Origin of the sequence: Pseudoalteromonas sp. PS1M3 (genome assembly GCF_016865405.1) — a bacterium.
In the GTDB taxonomy this organism is placed as follows: domain Bacteria; phylum Pseudomonadota; class Gammaproteobacteria; order Enterobacterales; family Alteromonadaceae; genus Pseudoalteromonas; species Pseudoalteromonas marina.
Genome location: NZ_AP022625.1, coordinates 442079 through 458905 on the forward strand (window position 1 = coordinate 442079; position 16827 = coordinate 458905).

At 39.6% G+C, this 16827-nt stretch carries 17 protein-coding genes; 15 read left to right on the forward strand and 2 right to left on the reverse strand.

Annotated elements, in window-relative coordinates:
* Nucleotides 1-7 precede the first annotated feature (7 nt).
* From ybaK to PS1M3_RS18725, 7 genes are all read left to right on the forward strand, one after another.
* Nucleotides 8-469: a Cys-tRNA(Pro) deacylase gene (gene ybaK / locus PS1M3_RS18695; RefSeq protein ID WP_006791698.1), complete on the forward strand. Its 462-nt coding sequence runs from the start codon at nt 8-10 to the stop codon at nt 467-469.
* 104 nt (nt 470-573) lie between these two features.
* Nucleotides 574-978 carry a DUF1761 domain-containing protein gene (locus PS1M3_RS18700; protein ID WP_008127466.1) on the forward strand — a complete coding sequence of 135 codons (405 nt, stop codon included), beginning with the start codon at nt 574-576 and terminating at the stop codon, nt 976-978.
* 56 nt (nt 979-1034) lie between these two features.
* The gene (locus PS1M3_RS18705) at nt 1035-1412 is read left to right on the forward strand and encodes a response regulator (RefSeq protein WP_203987435.1); all 378 of its coding nucleotides are present in this window, start codon (nt 1035-1037) and stop codon (nt 1410-1412) included.
* A 110-nt stretch (nt 1413-1522) separates the two neighbouring features.
* A complete protein-coding gene (locus PS1M3_RS18710; protein WP_138739649.1) occupies nt 1523-1774 on the forward strand; it encodes a hypothetical protein in 252 nt (83 codons plus the stop codon).
* A gap of 151 nt (nt 1775-1925) precedes the next feature.
* On the forward strand, nt 1926-2189 hold the full coding sequence (locus PS1M3_RS18715) for a hypothetical protein (protein ID WP_008127470.1): 264 nt from the start codon (nt 1926-1928) through the stop codon (nt 2187-2189).
* A 204-nt stretch (nt 2190-2393) separates the two neighbouring features.
* Nucleotides 2394-3860 carry a DASS family sodium-coupled anion symporter gene (locus PS1M3_RS18720; RefSeq protein WP_033025038.1) on the forward strand — a complete coding sequence of 489 codons (1467 nt, stop codon included), beginning with the start codon at nt 2394-2396 and terminating at the stop codon, nt 3858-3860.
* Between the two features lie 139 nt (nt 3861-3999).
* Nucleotides 4000-5418: a coniferyl aldehyde dehydrogenase gene (locus PS1M3_RS18725; protein ID WP_008127473.1), complete on the forward strand. Its 1419-nt coding sequence runs from the start codon at nt 4000-4002 to the stop codon at nt 5416-5418.
* Between the two features lie 68 nt (nt 5419-5486).
* On the opposite strand, the gene PS1M3_RS18730 is transcribed toward PS1M3_RS18725, so the two are convergent.
* Nucleotides 5487-6212: a tetratricopeptide repeat protein gene (locus PS1M3_RS18730; protein WP_006791705.1), complete on the reverse strand. Its 726-nt coding sequence runs from the start codon at nt 6210-6212 to the stop codon at nt 5487-5489.
* A gap of 399 nt (nt 6213-6611) precedes the next feature.
* Between PS1M3_RS18730 and PS1M3_RS18735 the strand changes: the two genes are divergently transcribed.
* From PS1M3_RS18735 to PS1M3_RS18765, 7 genes are all read left to right on the forward strand, one after another.
* Nucleotides 6612-7472 carry a DUF6279 family lipoprotein gene (locus tag PS1M3_RS18735; RefSeq protein WP_008127475.1) on the forward strand — a complete coding sequence of 287 codons (861 nt, stop codon included), beginning with the start codon at nt 6612-6614 and terminating at the stop codon, nt 7470-7472.
* Between the two features lie 167 nt (nt 7473-7639).
* Complete coding sequence (locus PS1M3_RS18740; protein WP_008127476.1) at nt 7640-8659, forward strand: XdhC family protein; 1020 nt, start codon at nt 7640-7642, stop codon at nt 8657-8659.
* Nucleotides 8660-8662: 3 nt separating this feature from the next.
* The gene (locus tag PS1M3_RS18745) at nt 8663-9262 is read left to right on the forward strand and encodes a nucleotidyltransferase family protein (protein WP_008127478.1); all 600 of its coding nucleotides are present in this window, start codon (nt 8663-8665) and stop codon (nt 9260-9262) included.
* A 236-nt stretch (nt 9263-9498) separates the two neighbouring features.
* Entirely contained in the window at nt 9499-9987 is a 489-nt protein-coding gene (locus tag PS1M3_RS18750) for a (2Fe-2S)-binding protein (RefSeq protein WP_008127481.1), read from the forward strand.
* Between the two features lie 12 nt (nt 9988-9999).
* Nucleotides 10000-12291 (forward strand): xanthine dehydrogenase family protein molybdopterin-binding subunit, encoded by a 2292-nt coding sequence (locus tag PS1M3_RS18755; RefSeq protein ID WP_008127483.1) that lies wholly within the window; start codon nt 10000-10002, stop codon nt 12289-12291.
* A 198-nt stretch (nt 12292-12489) separates the two neighbouring features.
* Entirely contained in the window at nt 12490-13461 is a 972-nt protein-coding gene (gene moaA / locus PS1M3_RS18760; RefSeq protein WP_008127485.1) for a GTP 3',8-cyclase MoaA, read from the forward strand.
* A 105-nt stretch (nt 13462-13566) separates the two neighbouring features.
* The gene (locus PS1M3_RS18765) at nt 13567-14601 is read left to right on the forward strand and encodes a GGDEF domain-containing protein (RefSeq protein WP_008127486.1); all 1035 of its coding nucleotides are present in this window, start codon (nt 13567-13569) and stop codon (nt 14599-14601) included.
* Here PS1M3_RS18765 and PS1M3_RS18770 read toward each other — a convergent pair.
* On the reverse strand, nt 14598-15536 hold the full coding sequence (locus PS1M3_RS18770; protein ID WP_033025041.1) for a LysR family transcriptional regulator: 939 nt from the start codon (nt 15534-15536) through the stop codon (nt 14598-14600). The two genes, PS1M3_RS18765 and PS1M3_RS18770, sit on opposite strands and share 4 nt — an antisense overlap.
* A gap of 120 nt (nt 15537-15656) precedes the next feature.
* Between PS1M3_RS18770 and PS1M3_RS18775 the strand changes: the two genes are divergently transcribed.
* Nucleotides 15657-16826, forward strand: a complete 1170-nt coding sequence (locus tag PS1M3_RS18775) for an efflux RND transporter periplasmic adaptor subunit (RefSeq protein ID WP_006791714.1) — start codon at nt 15657-15659, stop codon at nt 16824-16826.
* Nucleotide 16827: the final 1 nt, after the last annotated feature.

The following is a 16827-nucleotide window of genomic DNA, read 5'->3' on the forward strand; positions in this document are numbered from 1 at the left end:
GAACCCAATGACACCCGCTATCGCACTGCTCGAAAAACAAAAAATAAAGTTCGAAATACTAAGCTATGAGCACGATGCAAACAATGGTCACTATGGCTTAGAGGCAGTTGAAAAACTCAATTTAAATAGTGATCAAGTATTTAAAACACTTGTACTAGAAACGCATGAAGGTGAATTAATCGTTGCCATCACCCCCGTATCTCAACAAGTTAATCTTAAACAGCTTGCTAAAGTGGCAAAAACAAAAAAAATGGCCTTGGCCGCGCCTCAAAAAGTAAATGCAAGTACCGGTTATATACTTGGAGGAGTGAGCCCAATAGGACAAAAAAAACGTCTTAAAACATATATTCACAGTAGTGCTAGTGAGTTTGAAATTATATATGTCAGTGCCGGTAAGCGTGGGTTGGAGTTAAAGTTAGCCATAGACGATATAGCTGAGTTAACAAAAGCAACGTTTGCTGTGTTCTAATAGTTTGTTGGTATTTAAGTATCGATTACACTTTAGTATTTGCTGCATTAGTTAATATTAACTACATTAAAAAGACGTTACGATTCAGGAAATTTCAGTGTTGTATGAATTTTTCGGATATTAATTTTATTTCGGTACTGGTTGCTGCGCTTTCGTCTTTTACGTTAAGTAGTGTTTGGTATTCAAACTTATTATTTAGACAAGCTTGGCTTGAAAGTTGCGGCTTGACCGAGCTTGATTTGCAAAGTGCCAATAAAAAACGCATATGTGTTGGCACATTTTCATTTTCATTTTTGGCTGCATTTGTACTGTCGATATTTTTAGGTAATGAGTCGAGCTTGGGTTTGAGTGTAGGGACTGGTTTTGCTATTGGTTTATTTTGGGTGAGCAGCTCTTTGGGTTTAAGTTATCTTTATGAGCAGCGTCCAGTAAAACTTTTTTTGATAAACAGTGGTTACTATGTAAGCCAATTTTCGTTGATGGGATTAATTTTAGGCGGGTGGCCATAATTGATTTATAAACACAAAATTGTCTATCTTTTTATTTATTCAGGTAACTAAATAATATGAAAATACTTGTTGTTGATGATATACCACTGATGCGACATGTATTAATTAACATGCTTAGAAACCTAAACTATCTTGATATTGTTGAAGCGACCGATGGTATTCAGGCGTTCACACTGTTAAAAAAGCAGGCTTTTGATTTGGTCATCACTGATTTATATATGCCCAAAATGGACGGTAAAGATTTACTAAATAGAATAAGAAATGACGAACAGCTTACCTCAACTCCTGTCTTGATGGTGACATGCGAAGATAATTCTAAAACTATAAAAAATGTAATCGCAGCTAAAGTTTCAGGCATTATTGTTAAGCCCTTTAGCCTTAAATGCCTCGCTGATCACTTAAATCATGTTTTAGCTACTGCCAATAAGTCATGAACTGGGCGGTTAAAATATTTTCTAGTCACTACGGCTGTTTTAATTTACGGGCTACCTCATTAAACTTATCTTATTTAACCTTAAATATAATTATTAATTACGGAGGTGTTTTGGCACAACCAAACAAAAAAGGCCCTATAAAAACCGTTGATATTTTTTGCTCGTCATGCAGAACGCAACTTTTTAAATATCGCAAAGGGGGGAAGGGGGCGCTTGTTAAGTGTTTTAAAGAGCGTATATCTCAAGACTTCACAAAAATTCCGTGTATTTGCCCAAGTTGTGAGCGGGCTTTTGCAAGACCTGCTTTAATCCGCGGCGCACCTGCCTACAAAATGATAGGTGGAAAAGTTACATTTAAATAAGCTAAAAAATATATGCGGACATATGGCCTTGTTTGAAACTGCTTTGTTGCTATGATCGCCCGGTTTTGCTGTTTCAATGAATGAAAAATACCCTCCCCATGGAATGGGCCAGTTTTTTGGGTTATTTGAAAAATGGATAAAGGATAGTTTCGTGATAGCACTCTTATTTGACATCATCGGTATGACAGGCACATTTTTAGTTGTTGGCTCGTTTTTTCTACTTCAATTAGGTAAAACAACACCAACCAGCTTGACGTACAACATGATGAACCTAACAGGGGCGATTTTATTATTAATAAGCCTTTGTTATAACTTTAATCTAGCGAGCTTTGTGATAGAAATATTTTGGATAGCTGCTTCATTAATTGGTTTATATAAGTATATAAAAAATAGATCAGCATTAGCGACTAGTTAATTTTGATATGTTCGCCGTAGACCTCTTGTTTACGGCGTTTCTATAAATTCCCCTTCTTAATTTGTATGATGTCTTACACTTTTCACTCGTACTAAAGCTCTAAGCCTTTAACTCTATGCAAATTTAGTTATGGCTGATATCCATTTGACAAGTCCTTACTATCTTCTTTACTGTGTCGTCTGTTAAATAGCTTTTGGCGTGGTGATGGTAAGCAACCTAAACAATTCTAATCAAATACATCCTATTATACGAAGCGTGTGGCTTTGGCTTGGGCCCATAGTAATGTTGTTAACCTGTTTATTAGATCCACCAAATGGCCTATCTGATACAGCCTTTAAAACAGCAGGTTTAACATTTTGGATGGCCTCTTGGTGGGTGACTGAGGTTGTCCCTATTCCTGCAACTTCATTGTTACCGCTAGTAATAACGCCACTTGTAAATATTGCGCCTATCAAAATTACGGCAGCGCCTTATGCACACCCACTTATATTTTTATTTTTGGGTGGTTTTTTAATCTCAATAGCTATGGAACGTTGGGGGTTACATAAACGAATTGCGTTAACCACTATGTTATATGCGGGTAAAAAACCGAGCTTACAAATTTTAGCAATGATGTTAGTAACAGCATTTTTATCTATGTGGATGTCAAACACGGCTACAACGGTGATGATGTTACCTATCGCGTTATCAATTATTCATTTAGTGAGTCACTCTGATTCTGGTGAAGATGGATTTGCAAAAGCATTACTTCTATCAATTGCCTATGGTGCCAGCATTGGTGGTATTGCTACGTTAATAGGAACACCGCCTAACGCGCTTATGGCAGCATACTTATCTGAAAGTTACCAAATTGAAATAGGCTTTGGGCAATGGATGATGATAGGTGTGCCTTTAGCAATTGTTATGTTACTGGTGTGTTGGATATGGCTTACTAAATTCAGCTATAAAGTTGATAAAAATGCAGAAAACATTAAAGACAGTAAGGCTATGTTTGTAAATGAACTTGCTGAACTCGGTGCGTTGCAACGGGCTGAAAAAGGCGTGTTTTCAGTATTTGTACTAGCCGCGTTATGTTGGGTTTTTAGACCGCTATTAGCTGATTTGTCGGGTCTTAGCATTTCAGACACTGCTATTGCTATTACAGCAGCCTTGTTGTTATTTGTTTTGCCAGCTAAGAAGGGCAGTGACGAGCGAATTTTAGATTGGCAAAGTACATCTAAAGTGCCATGGGGCGTATTGTTATTATTTGGCGGTGGTTTATCGTTAGCATCACAGATTAAATCTTCTGGTTTAGCGCAATACATTGCACAAATGATAGAAGGGGCGAGTGCTATTCCGTTAGTTATGGGCATAGTGGTTGTTGTAGCGCTTATCACCTTTTTAACCGAAATCACGAGTAATACAGCTACTGCGGCGGGCTTTTTGCCGTTATTAGGCCCAGTTTCTGAAAGTATTTTTGGCTCGCCTTTAGTGTGGGTTATTCCTGCTGCTATAGCATGCAGTTGTGCGTTTATGATGCCAGTTGCTACACCACCAAATGCCATTGTATTTGGCTCGGGAAAAATTAAAATTCGCGATATGATCAGAGCAGGTTTTGCACTTAACCTAGTCGCTATCGTATTAATTACACTTGTAACAATAACGCTCGCAAAAACAGTATTTAATTTTTAAAAATTGAGTCGGTTTGTATCTTAAACAAAGCGACTCTTAATCACTATGTGTGTGGTTGTAATAGGTAAATTAGTGTTATTGCTCGAAAAACAGATCAAGGTTATAGTCGACAATAACATTAAAAGTCGAGTAATCTATTTTGACAACAGACACAGCACAAATAGCCTCTTTATCAGCGCACTTTACTAGTTTACAAAATGCGTTTTTAGATAATCCTTATCCTTCTATTCATTCTCGAATTGCCATTTTAAAAAAATTACGTTCGCGCATTGTAGAGCTAGAAGAAGAACTTATCAGTGCAGTATCTAAAGACTTTGGCTACCGGACTGCGTTTGATACCTTACTTGGTGATATTTTGCCTACCGTGCAAGGGCTTTCGCACATTATTAAAAAATTACCTAAATGGTCAAAGCCTAGTAAACGTTCTGTGGGGCTTAGCTTATGGCCGTCTAAAGTGAGTGTTACCTATCAGCCTAAAGGCGTGGTAGGTGTTATCGCACCGTGGAATTACCCAATACAGCTAGCGGTTGTGCCAGTGATCACCGCTATCGCAGCCGGTAATAAAGTAATGTTAAAACTCAGCGAATTTACACCACATACTAATGCCGTATTAGAAAAGCTTTTTGATGACAAAATGAGTCAGCATGTATGTGTGGTCCAAGGCGGCAGCAACGTTGCCAGCGAATTTTCGTCTCTTCCTTTTGCGCACTTATTATTTACCGGCTCTACTGGGGTTGGCAAATTAGTAATGAAAGCAGCCAGTAAAAACTTAACTCCCGTTACTTTAGAGCTTGGTGGCAAGTCACCAGTGATTATTACCGAGCAAGCTGATGTTGCAAAAGCAGCACACGCACTGTTATTCGGGAAAATGGCAAATGCCGGGCAAATTTGTGTCGCGCCAGACTATGTATTTGTGCCTAAAACCCTAGAAAGCCAGCTTATTAAACAGTTATGTGAGCTTTATAAAAAGCATTTTAAGCAGGGTGTTGAAGGTAAAAACTTAACCTCTATTATTAGTGACTCACATTATGCGCGTCTAGCCGGATACTTAGTGCAAGCACAAGAACTTGGGGCAAATGTCATTAAGCCACTTGAACAAAATCAACAAGATGCAGATAAACATCGTATGGGTCTGCATTTAGTAACGAATGTGACCGACGACATGCAACTTATGCAAGATGAACTATTTGGGCCTATATTGCCAATTAAGAGTTATGGGAAGTTAGATGACGTTCTCGATTATATTAAACAGCATCCAAATCCGCTTGCTTTATATATTTTAGGCCAAGATAAAGAGGCACAAGAGTACCTTATTAAACAAACACTTAGTGGCACCGTTGCGGTTAACGACACTTTAGTACAAGTCACTGCTGACGACGCGCCATTTGGTGGGGTGGGTCATTCAGGTATGGGGCACTATCACGGTAAGGAAGGGTTTTTAACGTTTAGTCACGCTAAAAATACACTCGTTTCTGGTTCTTTTAACCCGCGCATAGGGTTGTTACTTAAGCAAAGTAAAATACTAACCAGATTGCTAAAGTGGTTATATATTAAGTAAAACAAGCCAAAAAAAGCTGAACTAAGTATGCGCAATGATACTAAGTCCAGCTTTATTTTTTGCTTAACCTAAAATAGACGTCCTTCACCTGCGTAGGTACCTGCAAGGATTTTAGTGTAAATTGCATCAGCTTTTTCTTTTGCTTCTTCAATTTCTTTAGGTAGCATTGAACGCTCATCTAACTTTCGACTATGGCTTGCTTGCATGTTGCCATTGTATTCGGCAATTGTATTCCATATGTATGACTTCTCAAGGTTTTTAGGCATTCCTAGCCCTTCAAAGTACATAAGCGCTAAATTAAATTGCGCTAAAGAATAGTTATTCCCAGCGGCTTTTTCGTACCATGTTTTAGCAAGTTTGTAGTCGTGACTAACACCATCACCATTTGAATACATCACGCCTAAGTTAAACTGTGCGGCAGGCATGTTTTTTTTGGCTGCTTTTTCGAATAGAGATAAAGCCATTTGTTTGTCTAACTTAACGCCTTTGCCTTCGTCGTATAATACCGCTAATGCAAACATTGAGTCTGCGTGATTCTTTTTTACGCCTTTTTTGTATAGATCGGCTGCTTTGTAATAATCGCGTGTAACGCCGTGGCCTTCTTCGTATAATTTAGCAAGCTCGTAAATGCCAGGTGCAAACCCCTTGTCGGCAAGGTATTCAAATTCTTTTAAAGCGAATTCAAAGCGACCTTCGTTCGCCGCAATAATACCTTCTTCAAGGGTTGCATTCGCAAAAGGGCTCGCAATTAAAGCACCCGTAAGTAATAACGTTTTTAAATTAAACTGTGACATAGCGATGTCTCCAAAAAGTAATCGTTTCACTGTGAGTTAAATAAAACCATTTTATTTGCAACACTATTGCACTTGCAGCTATTTAAGGGCGTATAACGTTGCTATATTTTAGGTTTATTTTATTACTACAAACAAACTAGCGTGCATTTAAGTTTAGATAAACTCTGTTTGTGATTATAGCTCAAATCGGGGGCGTTTTTTCTAACACGTTCGATTTTATAAGCGTAAGATACAGATATAACAGAAAATTTAAAAGAAATAACTATGTCAAAGCATGGCGAAAAGTTGCTAATTATAAACTTTTGACTGTTATGCTATTTAAGGTAGCGAGTTCACGTTACGTAGGTTCATTATGTAAGTGCTTAGCTAAGTGAAGCGTTTATATTTGCAGAGGTGAAAATGTTAAAAACAATAAAAAATAAGTTGTCACATATAACTATTGCGTTAAGCGTACTGCTATTAACGAGTTGTTCTGCCTCGTTTACATATAATAATTTAACTTGGTTATCGTCATTTTGGGTTGATGATTACGTTGATTTAAACAAACAACAGAACAAGCAATTAAAAGAGATTATTAACACCACACAGCAATGGCATCGCGATACACAGTTGCCAGCATACAAGCAAGATATTGAAAATTTAAAGTCGCTGTTTAATCAAAATCTAAATCATGCTCAATTAAAAGAGCAGGTAGTATTTGCTAGGGCCCACTGGAAAAATCTTCTTGAGCATGCGCATTTTTCGCTTGCGCAATTAGGGTATACGCTCTCTACAGTACAGCGCGATGAATTTATACAAAATATTCAAGATCAAATTAACGAAGATCGTGAGCAATACAACGAACAATCTAGTAAAGAGCGCAAAACTAAACGCCTAGAAAACCAGTTAAACTACTACTCAGATTGGCTGGGTAAGCTCACTGACCAGCAAAAGCAACTTATTACAGACGCAAACAACAAGCATACGGAGTCAGGCGGGCTGTGGCTCGATTATAAACAAACTCGATTAGATGCAGCAAAATCAATAATGGTTGATGGAACACTCTCTGAAGATGAGTTTGTAACTAAATTAAGCTATGTAATAAAAGAGCGTGAAGCCTTTATGAGCGAAAAGCAATTAGCCATAAATGCCAGCAACCTTGATTTATATGTTAATTTATTAATAGAACTAGCCCCGACATTGAATAAAAAACAGCGCGAAAGTGTTAATGATGAATTTGACAGCCTAATTGAAACCCTCAACGATTTAATGGAACCATAAAATTTAAACCTTTACATTGAGTAAGAAAATTTCATTTATATAATATAAATATGATCTTACTAAGTAGGCTCAACGTAGGTTAAACGTTTTTAAAATTAGTCAGTTATTTACAGCTAAATTTTATAGGCTACGAAAATACATAAATAATGGATTCTAACGGCACTTATATGGTAACTGATTTAAAAAGCATGCTTGCAACGTGGCACCCTTTACGAGACGAACAGCAATGGGTTTTGGCTACATTGTATAAAATTGAAGGCTCGAGCTACCGTAAGCTAGGCGCCATGATGCTTATTTCTAGCTTAGGGCAGCGATTGGGTATGCTCTCCGGTGGGTGCTTAGAGGCAGATATTCAGCGCCACGCCAAACAAGTAATGACCTCCCTTACGTCAAAAACGATTACGTATGATGCCACCGATGAAGATGACTTAACTTTTCAGTTAGGTATTGGCTGTGGTGGTGTTGTCCATATTGTTTTACAGCCAGTTAATAGCGCCAATAAATACCTAAATCTCGATTTTGTTTTTAATGCTCTTAAAGAAAAAGTGTCAGGTTATTATTTACAACCAGTGCAACCTCTTTGTGCGTTGGGGCAGGGCGTTTTTTCAAAACGTAATGTTTCTGATGGTCTTTCTGTTAATCGTAAAGCACAAATCATTGAAAAAAATAATCAGCATTGGCTACAAGTGGCCGTATACCCAGCCCCACATATTTTAATTGTGGGTGGCGGTGCCGACGCTGTTGCCGTTTATTCTATGGCTAAGCAGCTGGGTTGGGTTGTGACTGTGTGGGATCCCCGCGCGGCTAATGCTAAAAGGCAATATTTTCAGCAGGCAGATGCAATTTTACGTTGTCCGCCTCAAGAGCTAACCCAATATTGCGAAAAGCAAAAGGTGGATGCGAGCATATTAATGGCCCACAGTGTTGAGCTTGATGCAAATGCACTTTATGCGTTGAACCAGTCTAATTTAAAATATATGGGGCTGCTGGGTCCTAAGCACCGACGAGCACAAGTTTTTGAGCAAGCTAATATAGCTATACAAGAGGTTAAAGCGCCTGTTTTTGGGCCTGTAGGGCTTAACTTAGGTGGCGACTCGCCAGAGAGTATTGCATTGTCACTTATTAGTGAAATACACGCCGTGCTTTCTAATAAAGATGCTACATCCCTAAGCAATTGGGGTCAGTGAAGTATGCGCATAGCAAAAGTGTTGTTAGCCGCAGGACAGTCGTCTCGTTTTGATGGATGCAAATTAATAGCAAATGTGGGCAATAATAAAACTATGATTGCGCGTGCAGTTGACGTTTTACAGCAGTTAGACGCGGGTGCCGTCTATGTTGTTTCAGGCGCCTGGCATAACGAAATTACTCAAGCGCTAAAGCACTACAATAATGTCGAAATTATCTGTAATTTAGATTGGCAGCAAGGGTTAGGTAAATCAATCGCGCTTGCAGCTAATCAGTTAAGGCATAGTGACGGTTGGGATGGCATTTTATTTATGCTAGCCGATCAGGTTGAATTGGAGGCGTGCGATATTCAGCAGTTAGTCACTCGTTTTCAGAATAACCCCACTCGATGGTGTGCTAACTATGGAGAACGATTAGGTGTGCCGGCAATTTTTCCTCATGATGATTTTGATTTACTCACCACTTTGTCGAATGACAAAGGCGCTCAACATCTACTTCGTGAATCCGGCGGTATTGTAAACTGCGTTTTACTAAATAAGGCAAGCGCAGACATAGATACCGTTGAGCAGTTAAATTGTTATACCGCTAAACAGGCGCTAAATTAAATAATTAAAACTTTAGGCAATAAATCAACCTCAAACAGAGGTTCAGCTTAAATAAAAAAACAAACTAAACTTTAATTGAACATGTTTATATAAATACATACTGCGCAGGGCATAAAGTTGCGCATCCAACTTAAGAGCAATGTCGAGGATCAAGTTGCTTTAATTTTAATGGTATTACCAACTGCTCAGCACAAATCGCAGTGCAGTTGATTGAGAGCTAATTCAAGGGGCGGGTTATGGTAACGTTTACAATTAATGGCAAAGTGATTGAATCACAAGCAAGTGAAGATACACCACTGCTATGGGTTATTCGCGATGAAATAGGGTTAAAGGGCACTAAGTTTGGTTGTGGCATAGCAATGTGTGGTGCGTGTACAGTGCATTTAGATGGACAGGCTACACGTTCATGTGTATTACCCGTAGGAGCTGTAGCTGGTAAAAACATTACCACTATTGAAGGTCTCAATAACGAACACCCGCTTCAAAAAGCATGGGTTGAAGAGCAAGTACCGCAATGTGGTTATTGTCAGTCTGGGCAGATTATGCAAGCGGCAACATTACTTGCAGACAATCCGTCGCCAACAGACGAAGAAATTGTCAATCATATGAATGGTAACTACTGCCGCTGTATGGCGTACAAACGTATAAAGTCGGCAATACAACGTGCGGCCGATGAGTCACAAAGTGCAGTACAGATGTTTAACCCAAATGAGCAAGACGTTTAATCGGAGCGGATAATGAAAAAATTATTTCAAAAAAACAGCGAAACCGTCAACTTAAATCGTCGTTCATTTATGATTGGCAGTGCTAGTGCGGGCTTGGTAATGGCATTTGCGCCTGCGTTACTTTCAGGTTCTTTAAGCGCCAAAGAATCAATTTCACAACAGGCGTTTTCACCCACTATTTGGTGGACAATGGATACCAATGGTGGGGTAGAGGTTAGCATTGCAAAGGCTGAAATGGGCCAACACATTGGCACTGCTTTAGCACGAATAGTGGCCGACGAGTTAGAGTGTGATTGGGATAAAGTATCAATTACTTACGTAGACACCCATGAGAAATGGGGATATATGGTTACAGGTGGTTCGTGGTCAGTATTTCAAAGTTTTAAACCGCTATCGCAAGCGGGTGCCGCAGGTCGCTTAGCCCTTATTGATGCCGGGGCTAAAATGCTAGGGGTTAAACCAGAGCAATGTATTGCACAAAAAGGGCAAATTGTTGCTGGTGGTCAATCGGTAAGTTACGCTGATATTGTACAAAAAGGTGAATTTAATCTTACCTTTACAAGTGAAGAAGTTGCAAAGCTTCCTTTAAAACCAGCCAATAAACGTCATTTAACCGGCTTAAACCAAGATTTTAAAGCATTAGATATACCCGCTAAAACAAACGGAACAGCAGTGTATGGCATTGATGTTGAAATAGAAGGTATGGTGTATGCGCGTCCGGTTATTCCTCCGACACGTTATGGTAGTAAAGTAACAAGCGTTGATGACAGTGGCGCAAAAGCAATTAAAGGTTATCGCGGTTTTGAAATATTAAACGATCCTAGTAATACCGTTGAGGGATGGGTTGTTGTACTGGCTGACAATTATCACAGTGCTATTAAAGCGGTTGATGCGTTAAATGTAAGCTACCAGGTAGGCAAAACGGCCAACGTCTCCGAGGCAGATATTCAGGCGCAGGGTAAAAAATTATGTGACGATAGCGCATCCGGTACTTTATTTGTAGATGAAGGCAATACGCCTCAGGTTTTGGCCGATGCAAAAAACACATTTGATGCAACTTACACCACGGCGACAGCGAGTCACTACCAATTAGAGCCACTTAACGCCATAGCTGAATTTAAAAACGGTAACTGGATTGTACATACGGGTAACCAATGGCAATCACTCACGTTACCAGCTTTAGCCAAAGCCCTCGATATAGAGCAAAATAAAGTCATTATTCGTCCTTACTATTTGGGTGGTGGCTTTGGACGTCGTTTATTTGGTGATTGGACAGTCCCTGCTGCATTAACGGCAAAAGCAATAGGTAAACCGGTTAAGCTTGTATTTACCCGTGAAGATGACAGTTTATTTGATCAGTCTCGCTCAGCGTCTACGGCTAAATTAACCGCTTCGTTCGGTGAAAAGGGAGAGCTTAGCGCATTAGAGCATGCGTTTGCTGCAGGCTGGCCAACTAAAGCAATGGCGCCAGGTTTTTTGGCTCCTGGTGTTGATGGTAATGGTAAATTTGATTCGTTTTCTGCCTCAGGTGCTGATCACTGGTATAGCATGAGTAACCATCGTGCTCGTGCTATCAATAACGAGTTAGCACAAAGCACTTTTACGCCAGGTTGGTTACGTTCAGTTGGACCGGGTTGGATTGTATGGAGCCTTGAGTCTTTTATAGACGAAATAGCGCACAAGCAAGGTATTGATCCTGTTAAGTTTCGTTTATCAATGCTTGACGGTAAAGGAAAACAAGCGGGTAAAGCACCTGAAAGTGTTGGTGGCGCGCGCCGTTTACATGATGTACTTAAAAAAGTGTCAGACAAAGTTAGCTCAATAAAGCTTAACGAAAACGAGGGCATTGGTTTTTCGGTTAGTTCAGGGCAAGAGCGCCACATGCCAGCATGGATTGGCACTGCAGCCCATGTTCACGTTAACAAAAGCGATGGTAAAATCACCCTTAAAAAGTTATACGCTGTTGTTGACGCCGGTTTAATTGTACATCCTGATGGTGCGATGGCTCAATTAGAAGGGTCATTATTATGGGGAGCGAGTATGGCCTTACATGAGTCCAACTCTTATGAAAATGGTCAAGTAGCTGCTACAAACTTTAATACTTACCTTCCAATGAGAATGCAAGATGTACCCGAAATGGACATTGAGTTTGTGCAAAGTGATGAGTTTCCTGTAGGGTTAGGGGAGCCAGGTGTTATTGGCGTTGCGCCAGCAATTGGCAATGCCATATACAATGCAGTAGGTGTACGTTTACGTGACTTACCAATGAAACCAAGTGCAGTTGTAAAAGGTTTAAAAGCCTAAATAAACACCAAAAGCGTGTAAACCTTAAATTTACACGCTTTTGCAGTGCGAGTTATTAGGCTCATATTAGATTAAATACATAAGGCCTTTATTTTATATTAATAAAGCCAAAATCCGTGTGTTAACCTACAACCATAACAAAAGCATAACCTGTAATACTCACAGGCCCAGTCAAACAAAGTAAAGTGAAGGTTTTTTATGCTCATCGACCCAGCAGGGCGAAAATTTAGTTACTTACGTTTATCGATTACCGATGTGTGTAACTTTAAATGTGTTTATTGTTTACCAGATGGCTACCAATGTGGCCATGACAGAGAATTCCTTTCACTGAATGAAATTAGCAATACTATTAGCGCTTTTGCGCATCATGGTATTACCAAGCTACGTATTACTGGCGGTGAACCCACCCTTAGAAAAGATTTCATAGATGTTATTCGTGTGGCAAAAGATACGTCGGGCATTACAAAAATAGCCGCTACAACAAACGGCTTTTCAATGCATAAGCACATTAACAATTGGGTAGATGCAGGGCTTAATGCGATTAATGTGAGTATTGATACACTTGATCCAAGAATGTTTAATACTATTACCGGTCACGATAAATTTAATACCGTGATGAAAGGCATAGACGCCGCGTTAGAAAGCGGTATTGAATCGGTAAAAATAAACAGCGTGTTAATGAAGCAATATAATGGTCAAGAGCTCGACACATTTTTAGCGTATTTAAAGCATCGCCCAGTCACTATGCGCTTTATTGAACTAATGCAGACTAACGACAATAAGGCGTTTTTTGATAAAAATCACGTATCCGGCCAGTCAATTAAAGTACGATTACGTGCAGCGGGGTGGCAACCTGTCATTAGAAGCATTACAGACGGTCCTGCTCAGGAGTTTTATCACCCTGACTACCAAGGGCGTATTGGCTTAATAATGCCCTACAGTAATGATTTTTGTAGTTCGTGTAACAGGCTGAGAGTGTCTTCTTTGGGTAAATTACACCTTTGTTTGTTTTCAGAGCAAGGTATTTCATTACGAGAGCACATGAATGAAAACTCAAACCAAGCACTTATAAACCAGCTATCTCGCTATATTAAAACTAAAAAACCAACTCATTTGCTACATCAGGGCGAAACAGGTGTAACAACTAACCTTTCAATGCTGGGTGGTTAGCGGTTAAAAATGCCACAATGTGGTGTAATAACGCTCGGTTACACTTGTTATATATTTATTACAGGGTAGAATAATTCCTTAGTTCGACGTTATTGAGTTAATTGAATGGATATCACCGCTCTAAATAGTACTAAAGCATTAAGAAAGCACGTTCTTGTATGGATGTGTTTGTTTTTTGGTTCTGTGTCATTATTTTTTAGCGCATTAAACGTATTCAGTGGTGTCTATTTGCTCGGCTTTTTAGAGTTCTGTTTTTCAATTTATTGCCTGTATACCATTCATCATTTAAGTAAGCATGCATTGCGGTTTTGGCAGTCTGTTGTAATGTGTGTATTGGTTTGTATTATAGTTTTGTACGCCAATTATATATCAGAACCTAAATATGGCTTATTTGTATGGTCATTCGCTTTGCCTGTATTGTGTTACTTATTAATGGGAAAGCGATACGGAATTTTCTTCTCAGGTACTGTCCTCTTTATTCAATCACTGACTTTATTAAGTAAATCTTCGCCTGATCCTATAGTAAATTTAAATATGGCGATTAACTTACTATTGGCTTATGTCAGTATTTGGACTGTTTCGCATATTTTTGAGGGAAGCCGCGCGCTTTCATCCAAACGTTTAAAAAACCTAGCACTACTTGATCCATTAACTGGCGCAGGTAACCGGTTATCAATGAACCACTATTTTGAAGTAGAGCTGGTTGATAAAACAAATACCTATTTATTTTTACTCGACTTAGATTACTTCAAACAAATAAATGACAAATTTGGCCATGATGTAGGCGATAAAGTACTTACTGAAATTGCAACGCTTTTAAGAATAACCTTAGCAAAGGGGTACGTGTTTAGGGTTGGCGGTGAGGAGTTTGCCGTTATTCATTCTTTTAATAGCAAAGACGAAGCCTTATTTGCAGCTGAAAAGTTAAGAGAAGCTGTTGAAAAAACACCGTTTAATATTGAGGGGCATGCAATTAAACTTACTATCAGTATTGGTGTAGCTGACTATCAAGCTAACCCCTCGCTTGAATCTATTTTCATTGCGGCTGATAAACAGCTTTACAAAGCAAAACGCTTAGGTCGAAATAAAGTATATGCAAGTTCAAAAGAGCAATTAAAGCAAATAGAAGTACCTGCTTAATACATTTTTTCAAAGTTTGGGATGCCGCGTTCCCAAATTGGTTTATCTTTTCCTAAATATTCGCGCACTGCATCAAAAAATAACCGTGTACGTACAGGTAAATCTCTGTGCGGATAAACAGCATACATAGCACTGTAATCCATTAACTTCACATCCGTTAATATAGGAATTAATTTACCCTCAGTAATTTCGTCACCGATTATAAATGCCGGTGCTACAAAATAAGCGGTGCCAGATATGGCCTTCATTAGCAGTGCTTCAGCGTCGTTGGCGCGATATACACTTTTTATTTTTTGCTCACATGGCTCACCCGAGCTATTGTAATAATCCACTGTTTCAACTCTCATAGAGTTGCTCGCATAACTTGCCGCAGGCAAATCTGCTAGTTCTTCCATGGAGGATGGCATACCATACGTGCTGATAAATTCGGGGGCGGCAACAATTAATAAGCGATTACGTGCAATTTTTCTTGCAATGAGTGATGAATCTTTTGGCTCACCAATACGAAACGCTAAATCGAACCCTTCAGATACAATATCTACTAATCTGTCATCAAGCCTTAATTCAACTTCAACCTGAGGAAAGCGCTTTTGAAAGTCATTAAGTACTGGTTGTAAGTAGCGCCTACCAATGAGTGTTGATGAAGTAATTTTGAGGACGCCACGAGGCTCCAAGTGGTAGTTTTCGGCCATGCGCACGGTTTCGCCAAGCAGCTCTCTGAGCTCACCGGCTTTTTTTATCATTTCTGCACCAGCGGCAGTGAGTGAAAATGAGCGAGTAGTACGGTTTAGCAATCTAACCCCTAGCTCATCTTCTAAACGACTAATTTGTTTAGAGATCACAGAGCGATCGATATTACGTAATTCGGCAGCTTTAGCAAAAGAGCCTTGCTCAACCACTTCAAGCAACATTAAAAGCCGACTTGTCGTATCCATAAAACCACCAAAACAATACTATTGATGCCATTTTGGCATTAATTAATTTAAAAATCTATGGTTTTTGTCCGCAGGTATAACCCGTAGTATGCGTTCTTAATCAATTAAAGGAGCGTCTTCATGAAAAAACACCTTATCGCTGCTGCATTTGCAGGCGCATTTTTAACACTTGCTGGTTGTGCTGATGAAAGTACACCGCCTTCGGCTCAAGCACAATTTCTTCAACCTATAGATGTTGCTAACGTACTTGTTAAACCAGTACAAAGCTGGCACACCTACACAACTCGCTTAGAGTCTCCGCAAGAAGTTGCACTTATGCCACGCGTATCTGGTGTTATAGAACAAATCACGTTTAATGAAGGCGACCTTGTTAAAAAAGGCGATGTATTATTTAAGCTCGATGACCGTCCGTTTGCGGCGGTTGTTGCCAGTTTAAAGGCCCAAGTTAATAGTGCACAAGCTGCGCTTGAGCAAGCAAAAAGCGAAGCTAAACGCGCTGAGCGCTTAACTGAACGTAAAGCAATTTCAACTGAGCAAGCAGAGTCACGTACCTCTGTATTACGCCAACGCGAAGCACAACTTGCTGCATTACAAGCACAGCTAACATCAGCTGAACTTGATTTAGAATTTACAGCCATTGTGTCACCTATCGACGGTGTGATCTCGCGTGCCAATATCACGAAAGGTAACAACATTATTGCAGGGCAAAGCGTGCTAACCAGCATTGTTTCTAACGAAAAAATGTACGCCTATTTTGATGTGGACGAACGCACCTGGAATAGCGATTTTAGTAACGTGACCTCAAAAAGTCGCCAAGCCGTTGTAATGCAAAAAGTAGGGGAGCGCGATTTTGCTTACAAAGGGTACATTAACTTTATTGATAATCAAATTAACTCATCAACAGGTACGCTGCGTGTGCGTGCTGTATTTGATCAGGATAACAGCCAATTACGTGCAGGGTCGTTTGCGCGTATTAAGCTTGCTGCTAATTCAGTGACAGAGCAAATAATTGTGCCAGACAGAGCAATAGGAACTGATTTAAAAAACCGCTTTGTTTTGACTGTGGGTGAAAACAATGTGCTGCAGTACAAATTAGTTACAGTGGGTGAGCGTTATGGCTCTCTTCGTGCTATCACCTCAGGTCTTTCAGAGGGCGATGTAATAGCCGTAAATGGCCCTGCTCGTGTTGGACCAGGTATGCCTGTGGCACCGAACAAAGTAACCATTGATAGCAGTGATGTTGCGTTCACCATGAACAATGACGATTCAAGCTTAGTCGCAAAGCAATAAG